This window comes from Vibrio coralliilyticus, from assembly GCF_024449095.1.
Lineage (GTDB): Bacteria > Pseudomonadota > Gammaproteobacteria > Enterobacterales > Vibrionaceae > Vibrio > Vibrio coralliilyticus_A.
Map to the genome: position 1 here is coordinate 530,326 of NZ_CP024628.1, position 16,891 is coordinate 547,216.

Consider the following 16,891-nt stretch of genomic DNA (forward strand, 5'->3'; position numbering starts at 1 on the left):
GGAAGCAGTGCTTCCCTTTATTCATTCAGTTGATGCTAACGACGGAAAGTTATGCTTTCTTCACTCTCCAAATGGATCGACGTAACCGCAGGTTGAGTTTGTGCGATGACTTTTCCGTGACGTACTGAGTAACGGACTGGAACTTGACGGCGAACGGCATCAAAGCCGTTTTCAGCGGGTAGAATTAATAAGTTTCCTGGCTTACCTTCTTCGACACCGTATCTATCTTGGATATTCAAAGTACGAGCTGAGTTGGTACTGATCAAATCAAGGGAGTTGTTGATTTGATCATAGCCCATTACTTGGCATACGTGCAGTCCCATATGAAGCACTTGAAGCATATTTGCGGTGCCTAATGGATACCAAGGATCAAACACATCATCATGGCCGAAACACACGTTGATATTAGCGTTGAGCATTTCTTTAACTCGAGTGACTCCGCGCCGTTTTGGATACTCATCGAAGCGTCCTTGTAAGTGGATATTGACGAGTGGGTTAGCGACGAAGTTAATGCCTGACATTCTTAGCAAGCGGAAAAGCCTCGACGCATAAGCGCCGTTGTAGGACCCCATCGCTGTTGTGTGACTAGCTGTTACTTTATCTCCCATTTCATATTTGTGCGCGAGGGCGGCGAGGGTCTCGACAAAGCGAGATTGTTCGTCGTCAATTTCGTCACAGTGCACATCAATCAAGCGGTTATATTTTCTTGCCAGTTCGAAAACATAGTGTAGAGATTCAACACCATATTCTCGTGTAAATTCGAAATGTGGAATCGCACCAATAACATCAGCGCCAAGCCTTACCGCTTCTTCGAGTAATTCTTTACCATTAGGGTAGGAGAGAATACCTTCCTGTGGGAACGCGACGATCTGAATCTCGACCCATTCCTTCATCTCTTCACGCACTTCAACCATCGCCTTCAAAGCGACAAGCGTCGGGTCCGATACGTCAATGTGAGTACGAACGTGTTGAACACCGTTGGCAATTTGCCATTTAAGAGTCTGTTTTGCACGAGCTTTAACGTCTTCCACAGACAGCATTTCTTTGCGCTCAGCCCAGCGTTCAATGCCTTCGAACAGTGTACCGGAAATATTCCAGCTCGGCTCTCCCGCTGTCTGAGTTGTGTCCAAGTGGATGTGAGGCTCGCAAAATGGCGCAACGGCGAGTCCACCTTCTGCATCTAAAATGTCACCAGAGTGATTAACAGCAATGTCGTTATCTAGGATCTGTTGAAATTGACCATTTTCAATCAGGATCTGTTTCAATCCTTCTTGATCTTGTAGTTTTGCATTTTTGATCAATATCTTAGTCATTATGCGTCCTTACGCGGATTGCGTGTCGAGTGTTTTCTTGTTTAAAAGTGGGTTGAGCACGACGTAACACAGTGCGCCTCCCAATACGGCATTGATTGGTACAACTCCAGGTATAAACTTACCTGCTGCAACACCTACTGCCACTGCTACAATACCAGCCCAATTCACGTCTTTGAATTCTGTCGTAGTGAAATTTTGGTATCGTTTTCTATTCATCAAGAAATCCGCAATGATGACGCCACCAATCGGCGGAATGGCAGTCGATAGGAACGTTAGCCAGCCAACAAAGTTGTTATACAGCCACAATGCGAAGATGGTGCCCACGATACCGTTGATAATAGACATCATAGTACTTGAGCGTCCGGTGATGTTAGAAAAGCCTAACCCTGAAGCGTATAAAGCATTTTCATTGGTGGTCCAGATATTGAGCCCAAGTACGATGATGGCAGGTAGTAGTAGGCCTTGAGCAATCATGACGTCCGAAATATCTGCCATACCCGTCGCTGCTGCCCCTGAGGCGCCGAAGACAAACATTAGTGAGTTACCGATAAAGAAGGCGATCATAGTGACCAGCACGGCGCCAGCTGGTTTTTTACCAAAGCGAACAAAATCTGCGGTGAGTGTACCTGCGCTGACAAATGAGCCTACGACCATTGCTAGTGCGACAGAGAAATCCATAGGCGTTTCTGGCTGAATAAGCTTGAGTTGTTCAAATCCACCCACGCTATCGACGGCCATGGATACTGAATAGCTGCCTAGTATCGCAATAGCAGGAACAGCAATCGCTGAAAGCACCATCAGCGCTTTAATGCCAAAGTAAACCGTCGCTGTCATTAGAAGACCGGACACAATGATCAATGTATTGGTATCAATGCCTGTCGCTTTTTGAACGGGTATAGCGAACATCGCAACACCTACACCAAACCAACCGACCTGTGTGCCACCAAGTAAAGCTGAAGGAAGCCATGAGCCTTTAGTTCCAAATGAGAATCGAGCGAGAAGGTGAGTGGAGAGACCAGTAGAAGACCCGATGTAGCCGAGGAAAGAAGTGTAAATACCGAGGATAAGATTGCCAATTAGGACTGCGAGAATAAAGTCATTAAATGAAAGGCCGGTACCGAGTGAGCCTCCTGTCCACATGCTTGCGGAGAAAAAGGTTAAGCCTAACATCACCATCGTGAGTGAGATGACGCCTTTTCTGGCTGTTGTTGGAACGGGTCCCAGACTGTAGTTGTTATCTTCGGACATCTATCACCTCCACAAATAGATAAAACAAACTTAAGTGAGTAAATTATAGATAAACGGCCGTTATTATGGTGATAAATATCACTTGGTCAATCTAAATCCATAAGGTTTAACGTTTGCTTGGTATTGGTTGTAATTAATTTTTTATAAAACAAAAAGATAGTTTTATTATGAATTTAATAAAAAAAACATTAAAGATGATGTAATCGGTTTCTAAATGATACTTTTAGAGGTAAGTCCAATAGATTTAAATAAGTTTGTTATGAATGCGTGTCTGTAAGAATGGCTTTATACGTTGGCTTCACCAAGTTTCTGTTTCAAACGTCTGTTGACGTGATTTTGAGTATTTTTGGTGTGGAAGCATCAACTAATGTCTGATTTTGAGGCGTTGGCAATGAAGAAAGTCTATAGTGGTTATTTATCACATTAAATCGTAAGAAATTTAATAGACAAGATAAAAGAGAAAGCGTGCAATTATTGAGCGTATCAGTGCCATGTGATGATCATTGAACTGACACACCAATGTAGCAATGACGAACCATGATAGATGTGTTGGCAGTAGACAGAAAAAAAGCCAACCTCAATAAGTAAGATTGGCTTAAATAAGTGTGAACAAATTTGGTTCACTAACAACGTCAGTTGGCTAGGTGACCCTCGGCTTAAGAAGGGTCACCTTAATAAATGCAGTATATGTGCCAACTTTTATAGAGCGTAATTGCCTAGCATTTGGGCGCAATATAGCATTTTTTCGACTTTCAATTGCAATGTGCATTTGCATTTTGCGAATTAAAACGTTATTGCTAATGATATTTCACACACTTTAAGACTTTCATTACATCACTTTCCTATTATTCTTGTTTAGAAAACCTTGCTAAGCTCAGAGTAACACTATATTTGAGATTGAGTTTCTGTTTCATTCGTACTGGAGATAACAAAGAAATGAAAAGTGCTAGCACGATGAGAATGTTGGCTTTTTTATGTTTACTATTTCAATATATTGGCTGAAATAGCTGTGCTGAGTGACATGTATGATAAAGCTATAGAAATTGACAGCGAATGCGATCGTTTTATGGTTATGTTAGTGAAAAGCAAAAGCCCGGATTCACCGGGCTGTAGGTAGTATGGGCTAAATAGAATAGAAGTAGTAGAGCTGGGACTTCATACGAATGATGATGCCACGGATAACATCGAGGAAGGCCATAAAGCCGATTGGTTTGTCTCCGCTAACCCAAGCGAGCCCAACAGAACCGACGGGGATGTCATAGCCCTCGGCTTCTTCTATTTTCAAGCGCACGAAGTGATGCTTATTTTGTACATTTTTTCCTGTCGTTACTCTTACCGATTCGTCCAAGCCCAATAAGTTGCTTTGTGATTCTCCCGTGGCTTCAACTATCCCCTCAACTTGAGCAGAAAAGATCTTACCTGGGTAGACTGAAGAAGAAAATTCAGCACTGTGTCCTAGTTTAACATTGCGAATCGCCTGATGATTGACACGCATTAGCACGTATTTCTCATCTGTGTACATTTGCAGCCTAGGTAACATTGAGACACGCTGCCCCTCGCGCAAGATGAAGTTGGTCACAAAGCCATCTGCAGGTGCATAAACTTTGGTGCTGTTCAGCTCCCATTTTGCTTTTGCGAGTTTCTCTTGTGACTTTTTCCAATCAGCATGTTTAGATTTAACCGCTAATTCTGATTTCGCGATAGCAAGTTTGGCTTTTTCAGTGTCCACCTGTTTTGCTTTTAGCTTTGATTCTATGGTTGAGACGTTGTGTCGTGCCTTAGTGACGGCTGTTTCCTGCTTATCAATATCGCTCGCAGTGATGGTGTTATTCACGACACGGTTTTGCTCTCTGTAACGCTTTAACATTTTGTTCTGCAAACTGTAATCGGCTTTGGCAGCAGCAAGTTGGCTTTCTGTAGTCTCCAAATCCTGAACCATTGACTCGTACGTTGCTTGTGAAATTGAAACATCCTCAAATGCCACTTCAAGCTCCACCATCGCGGACTCTTCTTCTACTTTCGCTTGGTTATAGGCGATTTGGTATTGAGTCGGGTCGATCTCGTAAATCAGTTGGCCTTTCTTTACCTTTTGGTTGGGTTCAATGTAAATCTTGTCGACTTTACCTGTTACGTTAGGAGAATCGGGGCGTAACTGGATATGAGGGGATTGCACCACCGAACCGCCAGATAGATCCATTGGCGTATAGTTGATCAAACCGACCCAAACAAACATCAGCCAAGAAACGCCACCTAAATAGGCGAATGACTTGGTCGCGGTATTCCAGGGCATACCCACCAGTCTTAGCAGATAAATAAAAAGCGCCCAGACAGCTAAACCTTCTAACATTAAGCCTCCTCCTGTTTATCTTTTGTGTTGGGTGCGTGACGCCAAGTGTCGCGTAGGTTGACAATGGCTTTGTCCATATCGACAAAAGCGACAATGACTGCGACAACCCAAACCCAGTGCCAGATGAAACCAATCCATGTCAACGCCGTTATTAGTCCTATTTGATGATGGTCTTTACTATGGGCTTTGTTGATTGGTAGTTCGTGAAACTTCCAGAATCCAAACAGAGCAGCGCCGACAGTCGCAATCAAGACAATAGTTGCGACGACATGTAATGCGGTGTCTGCACCGGTTCCAACGAACGGGACACTTAATAAACTCATTCAAGGCTCCTTTATTAATAAGGATCAGTATTGTGTTTCGGATTTGAAAATTAGCTTAGTATGTGACAGATTGATTCATATTAAATAGCCAATTGATGTGATCTGCATATGGATAAAGTGCGCTTTATGCGTGTGTTGGGAATTCGACATATTCATCAGGAAGCGAGGTCGCGCTACCAAATTGATGATGGCGAACTGGTGATTCCAGAATCCGCGTTTCGCAATCCGATGACGCTGATCCCAATGGTTGAAGTGAATCGCTGGTTTGAAAAATTAGAGGACGTTACTGATAATCCCGATGTGATTCTTGATATCAACCGTGATGTTGATGTTGGGCAGATAGGTGTTATTTCTCACTGGCTTCTTTCTGGTAGTGATCTCGCATCGACCATTCGACGTGTGAATTATGGATTTAGCAGTCTGCAAAGTGGGGCGTTTCTGTCTGCTTCCCTGAGTGGCTCATTGATCAAATGGGCGTATCGGAACCCGATGATCGAACCTGAATGTAAAGTTCACGACAGTGTTCGTATGGCGATGGCACTCACTAAGGTTTTACGTACTTATCTTGGTCAGGATTTTTCTCCACTCAGAGTACAACTGTCTGGTTCTCGCGAGAGTACAGCTAAATATGAAGCATATTTTGGCTGTGAGGTAGAATGGAGTCACTCGTCCACGGAGATATGGTTTCATTCGGAGCTGCGTTTAGCTACCAAGCAGCAAGCGAGGCTGCAGAAAGGGCGACTAGCGATGAATTTTGCTGACTTGGACGAATTGCTTAATATGCCTGACCCAGAAGATGAAGTGAAAGTGATTTATGAAATTCTAAACTACAGCCGCCATTATGGGCTGCCAACGGTAGAAAATGTTTCTAGCTTACTCGGGCTCTCAGTGCAGCAATTTCAACGTCGGTTGCGTAATCTAGGAATGAACTTCACCACTGTGAGTGGTTATGTTCTGAGTAACATTGCGGTAGAGATGATGCGTCATGGTATCGAGATTGACGATATTGCTCAACGCCTTGGATATCAGAATATCGCTAGCTTTAATCGCATGTTTAAAAAACATCGGGGTCTAACGCCAAACCAATACGTACAGCGTTACTACCTTTAGGCGCAGAGAACAAAAAAAGCGCCGTAATGGCGCTTTTCAGTCCGCTACTCTTCAGGGCGCCAACCGAGCGCGCTAGCAATTGCGCCAACCACTAAAGTGTCTCGTTCATCATCGTTCAGTGAGTCAAGCATCTGGATTGTGAGTGCGCCATTAGTTTGCACTGCTGCGACTTCTTGTGTTCCACGCTCAAAACTGTAGCCAAGCGGTGTGTCGATTGGCACAAGTAGGCCTTCACCAGTATGAATAGTTTTCACATTAAAGTGGGTGGTGCCAATTCTTACCAAGCCTTTCTCTGTTTTATCGAAGCCGATATCCAGTACACCTGCATCAGGCTCAATTTTGTACTCACCAACGCTTTTCTCATCTGAGCTGATAGTGCAGGTATAAGGATCGTTGCCACCGAACTCTACGCCCATGTAGTTGTATGAGACACCGCCACCTGTGCAGGTCAACACCCATGTTTTTCCATCACTGGTACGAGTCACTTCTGCCGCCATTTCTCCATCTTTAAAAGACAGTTTGTTGAACCACGTTGATGAAGAGGCGCTGCGAGAGTACTTACCTTTATACATACCAGCGATATCAAAAGTGCCTTCTCGACCGAGCTTCCATAAATTATTGTCGGTCTTTATGTTGATCTCTGGCTGAGCTTTGACAGCGGCCGATTTATCCATGATAGCGGTGCTACCACAAGCGGTAAGGGCAAGCGCCATAGCGCTAACGAGTAGGTGTTTGTTCATATCTATTTACTTCTTATTGACGAAAAACCAGCTATTGAGGAAGTTGTTCAGTGGCGCAAACGCTCTATGCGTCCAGTTAAGAGGGTTATCTGTTGCGTTTGAATCTTGGCTAGCCACATCCCCGGTTGCTGTAAATGAAGGTTTCAGCTCACCGGGATAGGTGCCTAGGCTTGGGTCAACTTTGTATTCATACATCGAACCCAATAGAGCGCCTGGGTTAAGATCCTTGCTGACCGTGTGGATCGGGTCTTCGTCCCCTTTGTCATCTGGGGCAGGGCATGTATTGGCGGCGAGCTGACCGTTTCCGTAGTTACATGGGTCGTATTCAAGCTTAGTCGCGCCAGTTTGCAATGACAGAAGGCGCTGGAATTCTTGATAGGCACTGGTGACTTCGGCGCCTTGTGTGGTTAACACGTCTTCATCGACATAGTAGTCGTAAAGCTGCAGCATCTTTTGGTATGAGGTGTTTTTTAGTGTTTCGTCACCACCGCCGTTATTGGTGTAAACAAGCTCAATACCGTCAATACCAGAGGAGGTGTTGACCTGTTGAGCCAAATTAAGGACGAAGGTTTCATAATCAGCACTGCCCGTTGGCTCTTTTTCTATGACGCCAATGACCAAGGTTTTTTGAGCGAATTGTTTTTGCACATCACTGTGCGCCCAGTTAGTCAGGTTGTTAATTTGGGTTTGTACCCGAGCACGCTGCGTTTCAGAAACATTTGGCCCAATGCTAAGGACATAAACGCCTTTATCGAACTGGCAAGCATTTGCGCCAGTCTGGACATTGCAGTTGGGTGCTGAGCTGTAGACATTAACGGCATTGGCCGTTGTTGATGTTGGATTCGTATCATCACTGTTACAGCCAGATAGTAAAGCGACGGTGAACGTCGAGAGAAGAAGAGAGCGGTTAGGATTCATTTCATTATTTACTTATTGAATGATAACTTTGGTGAATAATAAAGAGAGTAACTAGATTGTCGAATAGGTCCACTGCGATTTGTAAGAGCATAAACACTCAGCTCAGAAAAATGTGCCTTGAGAACACAGTATGTCCACGATACGAACACTAGAATGAGGCTATTAACGGCATCTAATCGAGTGGGTAAAGCGGATATTGTAATTGATTGTAAGTAGACTCTTACAAAATCCAGTGTGGCAGGGAGCGCAATCTCAATTTCCTCGCTTGAGCAAGTAATCGTCTAATATATAATTTGCGTCAATTTATAAATGGTTGCGAAAGTAGATTGTGAATTACAGAGTGCTTCTTGTTGAAGACGATAAGGAAATCGCAAGACTGACTCAAATGTACCTTGAAGCCGAAGGATATGGTGTTGAGGTGGTGTATTCAGGTGATAAAGCGGTAGATGCGGTGACGCGCTACCAGCCTGACGTTGTGCTATTGGATCTCATGTTACCGGGGGAAGATGGTGCGACGGTTCTTAAAAAGCTACGAACCTTCTATCAGGGTGTTGTGATTGTACAAACAGCAGTTCAAGAGGAGCTGAGTGAAGTCAGTTTACTAAAATTGGGCGCCGATGATTATCTGACTAAACCAATTCGTGGTCATATCTTGGTTGCTCGTCTTGAAGCTCATTTACGTCGTTATGCGGCAGCGGGGCAGGAGCCATCGACGCACAACTACGAAGCTTATGGGTTTAAGTTGTGCCCTTTACGTAAAGTGGCTTTTTATCGCAGCAAAAACATTGACTTAACTCAGGCGGAGTTCGACATTCTTCTTTTGCTGGTTCAATCTCCCGACAAAGCGGTATCAAGAGATCTCTGTTGCCAATCATCCCGTGGGATAGAATACACCTTCAATGATCGCTCCATTGATATGCGTATTTCGGGCTTACGACGAAAATTAGCCCGAGCGGATGTGAACAACGCTCAGATAAAAACCATTCGCAATCAGGGTTATATGCTCACAGTGGCATAATCGGATATGGTTCGTTCCACTTTTACCAAAGCATACATTAGTCTGGCAACAGGGCTTGTAATCACTGTTGTTGCATTTCTCACTTTGGGTTCTGACTTTATGCGAAAAACTGAAGTCGAGATATTCCTCAATGATGGGCAGTTTTTCGTTAATCAATACATCGAACAACGTGGTCAGCCTAACTCCCTTTATAAAGAGTTGACCAACACGGGGAAGCAGCAGTTTTACATCTTTAATCTATCATTGGTTAACGTAAAACCTGAGACGCTGCCATGCTCAGATTGTCGCGAGCTGTATCGATTGAAGTCGATTCCCATTTATCTAGTTGAAGATAACTTGTATGTGGCGGTGTTTCCGTTACCGAACTCGGCGAAAAGTCTCATGTTCAGTGAGAACCGAGATTTTTTCGAACCTCAATTTGAATGGTACGAAGACTCCGAAGTAATGTTTGTCATTGGCCTTGTTGCTTGGATATTTGTCAGCTTAGGCGTATTTGTTTATGTCCCTATTCGCCATCTACACAACCAAATTAATCAGCTTAACCGTGCGTCTCGTCGCTTTGGACGCGGAGAGTTTAGTGCACGTATTGACAGTGACAACTTCCGACTTCCCCTCAAAGAACTGGCGGAAAGCTTCAACTACATGGCAGATGACATTGAAGGCCATGTAAAGCAGAGTCAGATCTACACGCAGGCTATTCCTCATGAAGTCAGAACGCCGCTCAGTCGAATTCAGTTAGCCAGCGATATGGCTAGGCGCAATGCTGTTGAGGAGCAAGAACCGTTTTTTGATGATATTGACCGATATGTTGACGATATCTCCGCGCTGACTGCCAGCGTGGTACAAATTTCCCGGGTAGGAGGTTTGACGGAAAGCGAATTGCTCGATACACAAAACCTTCTCCCTGAGCACTGGCTTAAGCAGCGTATTGACAGGCAAGAGCATTATAACAAACAAATCAGCTTTCACGCCTCTTTGACTGAGCCCACCCCAGCTTTGGATGTATTGGAAACTTTAGCTAATTTGGTGATTGATAATCTGCTTCAAAACGCATTCCGCTATGCAGATGCTGCGGTCGCGATCACTTTAATCGGTTTTGACAACACATTAGTGATTGATATCGAAGATGACGGTGCTGGTATCCCCAAAGATAAATACGATGAGATCTTTCTAGCATTCTCTAGGCTTGATAAAAGCCGCCATAGCGACGGCTTGGGGTTAGGGCTGACTATTGTTTCAGAATCCGCCAAACGACTCATCTGTTGTATTTCAATAGATGAGAGCGAATTGGGTGGGGCTCGTTTTAAGGTTTTTATCGAGTGTTAGTTCACTGGTCTGTACCAGCGTTCACCATAAGCACTGCTGTAATCGGGTTCTTCCAAATGTGTGGATGCTTCTACTGGCTCAAGTGGGCCAACTGTCGTCCGATAGGGTAAGACGCCAGCCCACACTGGAATGTCCAAATCGGATTCATCATCGTTGACACCAAAACGACTGATTTTGACTGACGCTTCGCTTAAAGGCATCTTAAGCACCATTGTCGCGGCGAGTTCTCTGTCACTACTTAATCTGACCTGCTCCGTTCTTCCGGGGGCAATTTGCTCAATAAAATGATTGAGCAGACGATCTTTTTCCTGCTTCTCTTCAACTACTTCAAATTGGCCAAACACGACTGCTGAGCGATAGTGCGCGCTGTGGTGAAAAGCCGATCTCGCTAGAACCCAGCCATCGAATAGTGTGAATGTCAGGCAGGTCTGGTGGCCTTGTTTTAATGAGCGCAGCAATCGGCTGTTGTTCGCACCATGTATATACACATGTTCATCAACACGCCATGCCAACATAGGAATCACAATAGGGCCATTAGCGTCATTAATCGAGATATGGGCGATTAATGATTCATCAATTATTTGTGCAAGATGCTTGTCCTCGAACACGGCTTTGTGTGCGCCTTTTTTTATTTGGGTCCTTTCTGTGTTTGATAGCATTGCGTTTCTCCATTGGCTTGTAATTTATGGTTCCAATCTAATGTTTAACTGGTATGTTATTGAGAGCCAGTTTTGACAAAGTTATAGGTCCAGTTAATGGCGTTGATTGATATTGGAGATCTGACTCTCTCAGGTGGGGCGAGCACCTTACAACAGCAGTTATTTCATGCGATTCGAGCAAAAATAGTGAAAAGCTTGTGGCCATTGCAGGGTAAGTTGCCTTCGACGCGCAAGCTCGCCAGTGAACTCAATGTAAGTCGTAATACAGTGACGGCTGCTTATGAGCAGCTGTTGGCGGAAGGCTACATAGAAAGTAAGCAAGGTTCGGGGTTCTACGTTGCGGTTGAGTTACCGGATAAATATGTGCCAGCGACCGTGACTCAGGGTACGTCTTCGGTCGAGTCCAACTGCTTTGATATCAATTCGTCATTTGCACCTGGCGTTCCAGATCTTTCACAGTTTCCACTTGGTAAATGGCAGCGATTGTTGCAAAGGCATGTTCTACGCCCAGTGTTACTGGGAAATCAAAATATTCAGGGCAGTGAAGCGCTTAGAGCGGCGCTGTCTGATTACTTGTCTTCAAGCCGCTCCGTTCACTGCTCGGCACAGAGAATCATTGTGACTTCTGGTGCTCAACAGGCTTTGACCATTGCGATGGCGGCGACTCTGGCACAAGGTGAAAAAGTTCTAATGGAGCAGCCTGGGTATGCCCAAATGACCAAGGTGCTTGAACTCAACCAATATCAGCTGGAACCTTTGACGGTGCATCAAGAAACAGGCTTTGAGTTGAATGATGTCCTGAAAAGTACGGCACGAGCGCTATACATCACCCCGAGTAACCAATATCCAATGGGAACGACCATCAACACTGAAAATCGCCTGAAGTTGATTGAATGGGCGGCGAGTAATCAAGGATGGATCATTGAAGATGATTATGACAGTGAGTTTCAGTTTGCGCACCGGCCTTATACCAGTCTACAGGGATTAGCAGGACAAATGGGGCTAGATGAGCACGTGATCTATATTGGCTCATTGAGTAAAGTGATGTTTAACGGCTTAAGGTTAGGTTATATGGTGGTGCCGGATAGTTTAATTGAGAGCTGTCTTGAAATCAAAGATGCCATGAGCGGGGATTCTCCTTCTCATACACAAGAGGCTTTGGCTGACTTTATTGCTGAAGGTCATCTCATTCGTCATATTCGGAAAATGCGCCGGTTGTACAAACAGAAACATGAAATAGTCAGCCAAGCCATTGTCGACTATTTTCATGGAAGGGTGGAAATCATCAGCCAAGCGGCAGGATTGCATGTCACGCTCAAATGGAACGGCGGAATAGATGAGCAAGAGTGGGTGGCAAGGGCCGAAAAGCAAGGCATAGTACTGCGCCCGTTGAGCTACTACGAGCATACCGCGGCAAGTCACCGCACTTGGCGATCTGTTGTGCTTGGTTTTGGTAATACGCCCTTGTCAGAGCTAGAACCGAGAATACGAGTGCTTGCCCGATTGTTTGAATCGTGATTGTATTGAATGAAATATCATCAATTGAGGGAAGCTTATGTGCCGCTGGTTAGCCTATCAAGGAGAACCCATTTATTTAGACGAATTAGTCTATGAGCCTGAGCACTCCTTGGTGCACCAAAGTCTTGATGCAAGAAAAGCAGTCACGCGCGTGAATGCCGACGGTTTTGGGCTCGGCTGGTATACCGAGCGAAATACTCCGGGGCAGTTCCACGAAGTCTTACCGGCTTGGGGAGATGAAAACCTGCGCTCATTAACTCACCACATTCGTTCCCATCGATTTATGGCCCATGTTCGCTCTTCCACAGGGACTCAGGTTTCTCGTTCTAATTGTCATCCGTTTATCATCGATAATTGGATGTTTTTGCATAATGGTCAGATTGGGGGCTTTGAACAAATAAAATATGAGTTACATAAGAAGTTATCGGAGCCGTTGTTCCTCCAGCGCATGGGCACAACGGATAGCGAGCTTATCTTTCTTTTAATGTTACAAAATGGCCTACGTGAGCAGCCTGTTGAAGCGATTCGTACAACTCTCAAGGATATAGGCCAGCTGGCGACATCGAGAGGAATAGAAGAACCATTGAAAGCATCGATTTGTATTTCGGATGGTGAGCAATTTTGGGTCGTGCGTTATAGCTCAGCGAATGATGCGCCAACCGTCTTCATTCTACAAGATGGCGCAAACATTGCTCTGGCATCAGAGCCGTTGGAAAAAAGCGCTGATTGGAGAAAAGTCTCTGCGCAAAGTATTTTGTCTATAAAGGGTGACGCCGTAACCTATCATGCTATTTAGCCCGACTTTGATTGAGAGAGCGTCGCTTTCCCCATGGGAGAGAAAGAACGGCGAAAATAGTGACGGCATATAGCATTGACCAACCTAAGCAGATAAATACGCCAGTACATATAAACAATGCCACGCCAGCCATCCATTTACTTGTACCTGTCAGGAGCTTATAGGCTGAAAGCATGGCCAAAAGGTAAACCAGAACGAAAATGCCATTGGCCAGCTTTAGAAAAAACTCAAGATCTAGGCCTGAAATTTCCCCGACCAAACATGAAAGCACTAGCACCACGCCGACTACCAAAGTTGCGTTGGCCGGAACGCCGCGAATGGAGACTCTGGCTAAGGCGCTTTTAGGTTTATATTCGCGTGCCTGCGCCCAGACCATTCTTGAGAGACTCTGTGTGTATAGATTGACGCTAGCAAAACAGGCAGCAAACCCAAGGGCGCTGATGAGCAGTTTAAACTGTTCACCAAACAGCATTTCTGATAACCAAGGTATGGAAGCGCTGTCGAATTCGCTGCTGCCATAGGCACCAAACTTTAAAATAACGACGGAGCAGGCCCAGTAAGCGGCTCCAGCGACAAAACAACCGATAATGATCGCAATGGGGAAATCTCTTTGCGGATTTTTAAACTCTTCTCCCATGTGTGCGAAAGCCTCTATCCCGACAAAACACCAAAACATAACGGCTAGTGCAGCCCCAATACTCCAGGTTGATTCGGAGGTGAGTGCCGGCATCGTCAGATCTTGCCCGCCAATATCGCCTTTCCACCAGAAGGCAGCAACCAGAGTGAAAATACTTAGCGCGATAAATGTCTGTAGCCGTCCGGATGATTTCGTTCCGGCCAAATTGACAATTATTAGAAGAAACACCGTTAGAAGTTGAGCGAAAATAGATGAGTCCAGCGCTTTAGGCAGTAACTGCTGTAAGAATCCGGCGGCGAGTGCCACCGCGGCAGGTACACCGACGGGAATTACACTGACAAATAACCAAGCCACGCTTTTTTCAAGGCGCTTATCAAATGCTTGACGTACAAAATACGCGGTTCCACCTGCGTTCGGGTAACGCTTACCTAACTGAGCAAAGGTCAGCGCAATCGGACATATCGCAATAAATAGAATGAGCCACGCCCAAAGAGAAAGTGAACCAGCGATGCCAGCTGCAATAGCGGGGACCATAAAAAGGCCAGTACCCAGCAAGGTCGTTGAGAGTTGCCCAACGCCTGATAATAATGTGATTTCTTGTTTTAGCTGCCCCATGGTTCCTTTCCCGTAATTTTTTTTGATAGCTTACTCAAACATTAAGAGAAACACAGCAAACAATTTGTCGGATTTATATGTCACTTTGGCGGAACTGAGGGAGGTAAATAGGCAGATTGCACTCTTTCGCCCAACGGCTTTTTGTGTCACATTACCTGAAATCAACAGGATAAGTTGAGGTATGACAGGAAGTAATATGGATAAGTTCGATAATCAAATTCTCGATATTTTAAGACACCACGCCAGAGCATCGGTCAGTGATATTGCTCGACAGGTCAATTTGTCACGTTCAGCTGTTACTGCAAGAATTCAAAAACTGGAACAAGAGAAAGTGATTCTTGGTTATCACGCCAATATTGCCCAAGACGAGCCGGAGTCGATACAGGCCTACATTGCCTTAAAATTCGATATGTCTGCGTCGTCACATTATTGTGAGTCGTACGCTGCGAAGATCTATAAGATCGAGGGAGTGAAGTGGTGTCACGCCATTACAGGGGAGACGGATATGATGTTGTTTGTTGAAGCGCCTAGCATGGCTAGGCTTAATGCAGTTCGCGATGAATTACAAACGATTCCGGAGTTACGTCACCTAATGACCCACACTGTACTCACGGAGTTTTTTAATACCCGTCATGTCTCTTAATCATATCAATCTCAATTTATTGCGCTCGTTGCAGGTACTGCTAGAGGAATGTCATGTCAGTAAGGCTGCAGAACGACTTAACATCACCCAATCTGCAGTGAGTCGCCAGCTCGCCCAATTAAGAAACTTATGTGGTGACCCGTTATTGGTGCGTGACGGTAATGCTTTGGTTCCGACCCCAAGAGCGCTCGCAATGCAGACAAAACTCAATTTGCTTTTGGGCGAGTTTGAACAGCTGCTGCATGACAAACCATTCGATCCTAAAACTTGGAAGCAGGAGTTCGTTTTGTCTTCCAGTGATTATGTTGCTCAGTACATAGTGCCAGATGTTGTTGCGGTAATGGTGGAGCAAGCCCCTAACGTCAACTTGGCTTATCGACTTTGGCAGCCTGATTATCTTCAGCAGTTTGGCGAAACGGGTATCCACTTAGCGTCAACCATGCAGCCAGAGAAACCTGCTAATGTAACCAGTGTGAAGCTCGGGGAAGACAAGTCAGTTTGCCTTATGCATCGCTCTCATCCATTATCGTCTAAACGCACACTGACGGTAGAAGATTTAATCGCTTATCCGCACTTGAAAGTCACCGGAGGGGGAGACAAAGATTCCAGCACTGACACGGTATTGAAAAATTTAGGTTATGAAAGGCGGGTAGCGCTGAAAGTGCCTTTCTTCTTTGCTGCCGTGAATGCGCTAGTTTCTAGTGATTATTTAATGGTAGTGCCTGAACACATTGCGTTGAACTTATCCGCCAATCACGATCTGGAATATCGCCCGCTACCGTTTGACACGGAAGCGCATCAGTATTGGCTTATGTGGCACCCTAAGTATGATCAAGATAAAGCCCATCAGTGGATGCGTGAGAGGGTGCTTCATGCGATCCGCACCTCAAGGTATTCTATTAGTATGATTTGAAGTCATAGCTAATATAATAAACTTTGATTTCAAATCATTATTTCGCTGCGATAACTTAATGGTATGACTCTAGTTTCAGGAAAAAATAATGACACTCACAATCTGGCTATCACTTTTCACGATCTGCATTTTAGGGGCGATGTCACCCGGACCAAGCCTAGCGATGGTGGCCAAGCATAGTTTGGCTGGTGGTCGTAGAAATGGTTTGGCAACGGCATGGGCGCATGCATTTGGTATCGGTATATATGCTTTTATTACCCTGATTGGTCTTGCCGTTGTCCTGCAACAGTCCCCACTGCTATTCAAAGCAATCAGTTATTCGGGGGCGGCGTATTTGGCTTATCTTGGCTACAACGCTCTGCGCTCAAAAGGTGGCGTGGCAGCGAAGTTAGAATCAGGAGAGCACACAACGGCTTGGCAGTCGGCAAAAGAGGGCTTTCTTATCTCCATCTTGAGTCCGAAAATTGCCTTGTTCTTTATCGCGTTGTTCAGCCAATTTGTGGCCGTTGGAGATAGCTTGGCAGCCAAAGCTCTGATTGTATTAACCCCTTTCGTTGTCGATGGTCTGTGGTACACCCTGATTACTTTTTTACTCTCTAGCCCCCGTTTGCTAGACAAAATTCGCTCCAGAGCACAATTGATTGATCGTTTGTCAGGTGCCGTGTTGATTTTTTTAGCGGTGCGAGTCGTCATGACAGTGTAAGATACTCAATACATATGAGAATAGATAACAAAGGAGCCCTTGGCTCCTTTTGTCATGATTGGAG

The 16,891-nt window shown here is 45.1% G+C and carries 16 protein-coding genes; 8 read left to right on the plus strand and 8 right to left on the minus strand.

The annotated features are described in order from the left end of the window. Window positions 1-35 precede the first annotated feature (35 nt). The 4 genes from CTT30_RS17965 to CTT30_RS17980 all read right to left on the minus strand — a co-directional run bounded on the left by CTT30_RS17965 (window position 36) and on the right by CTT30_RS17980 (window position 5,231). Entirely contained in the window at window positions 36-1,313 is a 1,278-nt protein-coding gene (locus CTT30_RS17965) for a cytosine deaminase (protein ID WP_252037353.1), read from the minus strand. A gap of 9 nt (window positions 1,314-1,322) precedes the next feature. Beyond that, window positions 1,323-2,561: a cytosine permease gene (codB, locus tag CTT30_RS17970; protein WP_239836152.1), complete on the minus strand. Its 1,239-nt coding sequence runs from the start codon at window positions 2,559-2,561 to the stop codon at window positions 1,323-1,325. A 1,123-nt stretch (window positions 2,562-3,684) separates the two neighbouring features. After that, window positions 3,685-4,908: an HlyD family secretion protein gene (locus CTT30_RS17975; protein WP_252037354.1), complete on the minus strand. Its 1,224-nt coding sequence runs from the start codon at window positions 4,906-4,908 to the stop codon at window positions 3,685-3,687. Next, the gene (locus tag CTT30_RS17980) at window positions 4,908-5,231 is read right to left on the minus strand and encodes a hypothetical protein (RefSeq protein WP_006960661.1); all 324 of its coding nucleotides are present in this window, start codon (window positions 5,229-5,231) and stop codon (window positions 4,908-4,910) included. Before CTT30_RS17980 ends, CTT30_RS17975 begins: the two co-directional genes overlap by 1 nt. Before the next feature lie 108 nt (window positions 5,232-5,339). On the opposite strand from CTT30_RS17980, the gene CTT30_RS17985 reads away from it, so the two are divergent. Beyond that, on the plus strand, window positions 5,340-6,341 hold the full coding sequence (locus tag CTT30_RS17985; protein ID WP_252037355.1) for an AraC family transcriptional regulator: 1,002 nt from the start codon (window positions 5,340-5,342) through the stop codon (window positions 6,339-6,341). Between the two features lie 44 nt (window positions 6,342-6,385). On the opposite strand, the gene CTT30_RS17990 is transcribed toward CTT30_RS17985, so the two are convergent. Continuing rightward, entirely contained in the window at window positions 6,386-7,081 is a 696-nt protein-coding gene (locus CTT30_RS17990) for a VV20781 family protein (protein ID WP_252037356.1), read from the minus strand. A 6-nt stretch (window positions 7,082-7,087) separates the two neighbouring features. Further along, window positions 7,088-7,999: a histidine ammonia-lyase gene (locus CTT30_RS17995; RefSeq protein ID WP_252037357.1), complete on the minus strand. Its 912-nt coding sequence runs from the start codon at window positions 7,997-7,999 to the stop codon at window positions 7,088-7,090. A 325-nt stretch (window positions 8,000-8,324) separates the two neighbouring features. On the opposite strand from CTT30_RS17995, the gene CTT30_RS18000 reads away from it, so the two are divergent. Both CTT30_RS18000 and CTT30_RS18005 read left to right on the plus strand, forming a co-directional pair. After that, on the plus strand, window positions 8,325-9,017 hold the full coding sequence (locus tag CTT30_RS18000) for a response regulator transcription factor (RefSeq protein ID WP_286037081.1): 693 nt from the start codon (window positions 8,325-8,327) through the stop codon (window positions 9,015-9,017). A 6-nt stretch (window positions 9,018-9,023) separates the two neighbouring features. Next, window positions 9,024-10,343, plus strand: coding sequence for an ATP-binding protein (locus CTT30_RS18005; protein WP_252037358.1), 1,320 nt, complete (start codon window positions 9,024-9,026; stop codon window positions 10,341-10,343). Here CTT30_RS18005 and CTT30_RS18010 read toward each other — a convergent pair. Then, window positions 10,340-11,002 carry a pyridoxamine 5'-phosphate oxidase family protein gene (locus CTT30_RS18010; RefSeq protein ID WP_252037359.1) on the minus strand — a complete coding sequence of 221 codons (663 nt, stop codon included), beginning with the start codon at window positions 11,000-11,002 and terminating at the stop codon, window positions 10,340-10,342. The genes CTT30_RS18005 and CTT30_RS18010 overlap by 4 nt on opposite strands. A gap of 96 nt (window positions 11,003-11,098) precedes the next feature. Here CTT30_RS18010 and pdxR point away from each other — a divergent pair, with 96 nt between their 5' ends. Then, the gene (gene pdxR / locus CTT30_RS18015; protein WP_252037360.1) at window positions 11,099-12,520 is read left to right on the plus strand and encodes a MocR-like pyridoxine biosynthesis transcription factor PdxR; all 1,422 of its coding nucleotides are present in this window, start codon (window positions 11,099-11,101) and stop codon (window positions 12,518-12,520) included. 37 nt (window positions 12,521-12,557) lie between these two features. Further along, the gene (locus CTT30_RS18020) at window positions 12,558-13,316 is read left to right on the plus strand and encodes a class II glutamine amidotransferase (RefSeq protein ID WP_252037361.1); all 759 of its coding nucleotides are present in this window, start codon (window positions 12,558-12,560) and stop codon (window positions 13,314-13,316) included. Here the strand turns inward: CTT30_RS18020 and yjeH are convergent. Next, window positions 13,309-14,568, minus strand: coding sequence for an L-methionine/branched-chain amino acid transporter (gene yjeH, locus CTT30_RS18025; protein ID WP_252037362.1), 1,260 nt, complete (start codon window positions 14,566-14,568; stop codon window positions 13,309-13,311). The genes CTT30_RS18020 and yjeH overlap by 8 nt on opposite strands. Before the next feature lie 196 nt (window positions 14,569-14,764). On the opposite strand from yjeH, the gene CTT30_RS18030 reads away from it, so the two are divergent. The 3 genes from CTT30_RS18030 to CTT30_RS18040 all read left to right on the plus strand — a co-directional run bounded on the left by CTT30_RS18030 (window position 14,765) and on the right by CTT30_RS18040 (window position 16,827). Further along, the gene (locus CTT30_RS18030) at window positions 14,765-15,211 is read left to right on the plus strand and encodes an Lrp/AsnC family transcriptional regulator (protein ID WP_252037363.1); all 447 of its coding nucleotides are present in this window, start codon (window positions 14,765-14,767) and stop codon (window positions 15,209-15,211) included. Beyond that, complete coding sequence (locus CTT30_RS18035) at window positions 15,201-16,124, plus strand: LysR family transcriptional regulator (RefSeq protein ID WP_252037364.1); 924 nt, start codon at window positions 15,201-15,203, stop codon at window positions 16,122-16,124. Before CTT30_RS18030 ends, CTT30_RS18035 begins: the two co-directional genes overlap by 11 nt. 88 nt (window positions 16,125-16,212) lie before the next feature. Beyond that, window positions 16,213-16,827 carry a LysE family translocator gene (locus CTT30_RS18040; protein ID WP_239864314.1) on the plus strand — a complete coding sequence of 205 codons (615 nt, stop codon included), beginning with the start codon at window positions 16,213-16,215 and terminating at the stop codon, window positions 16,825-16,827. Window positions 16,828-16,891 lie beyond the last annotated feature (64 nt).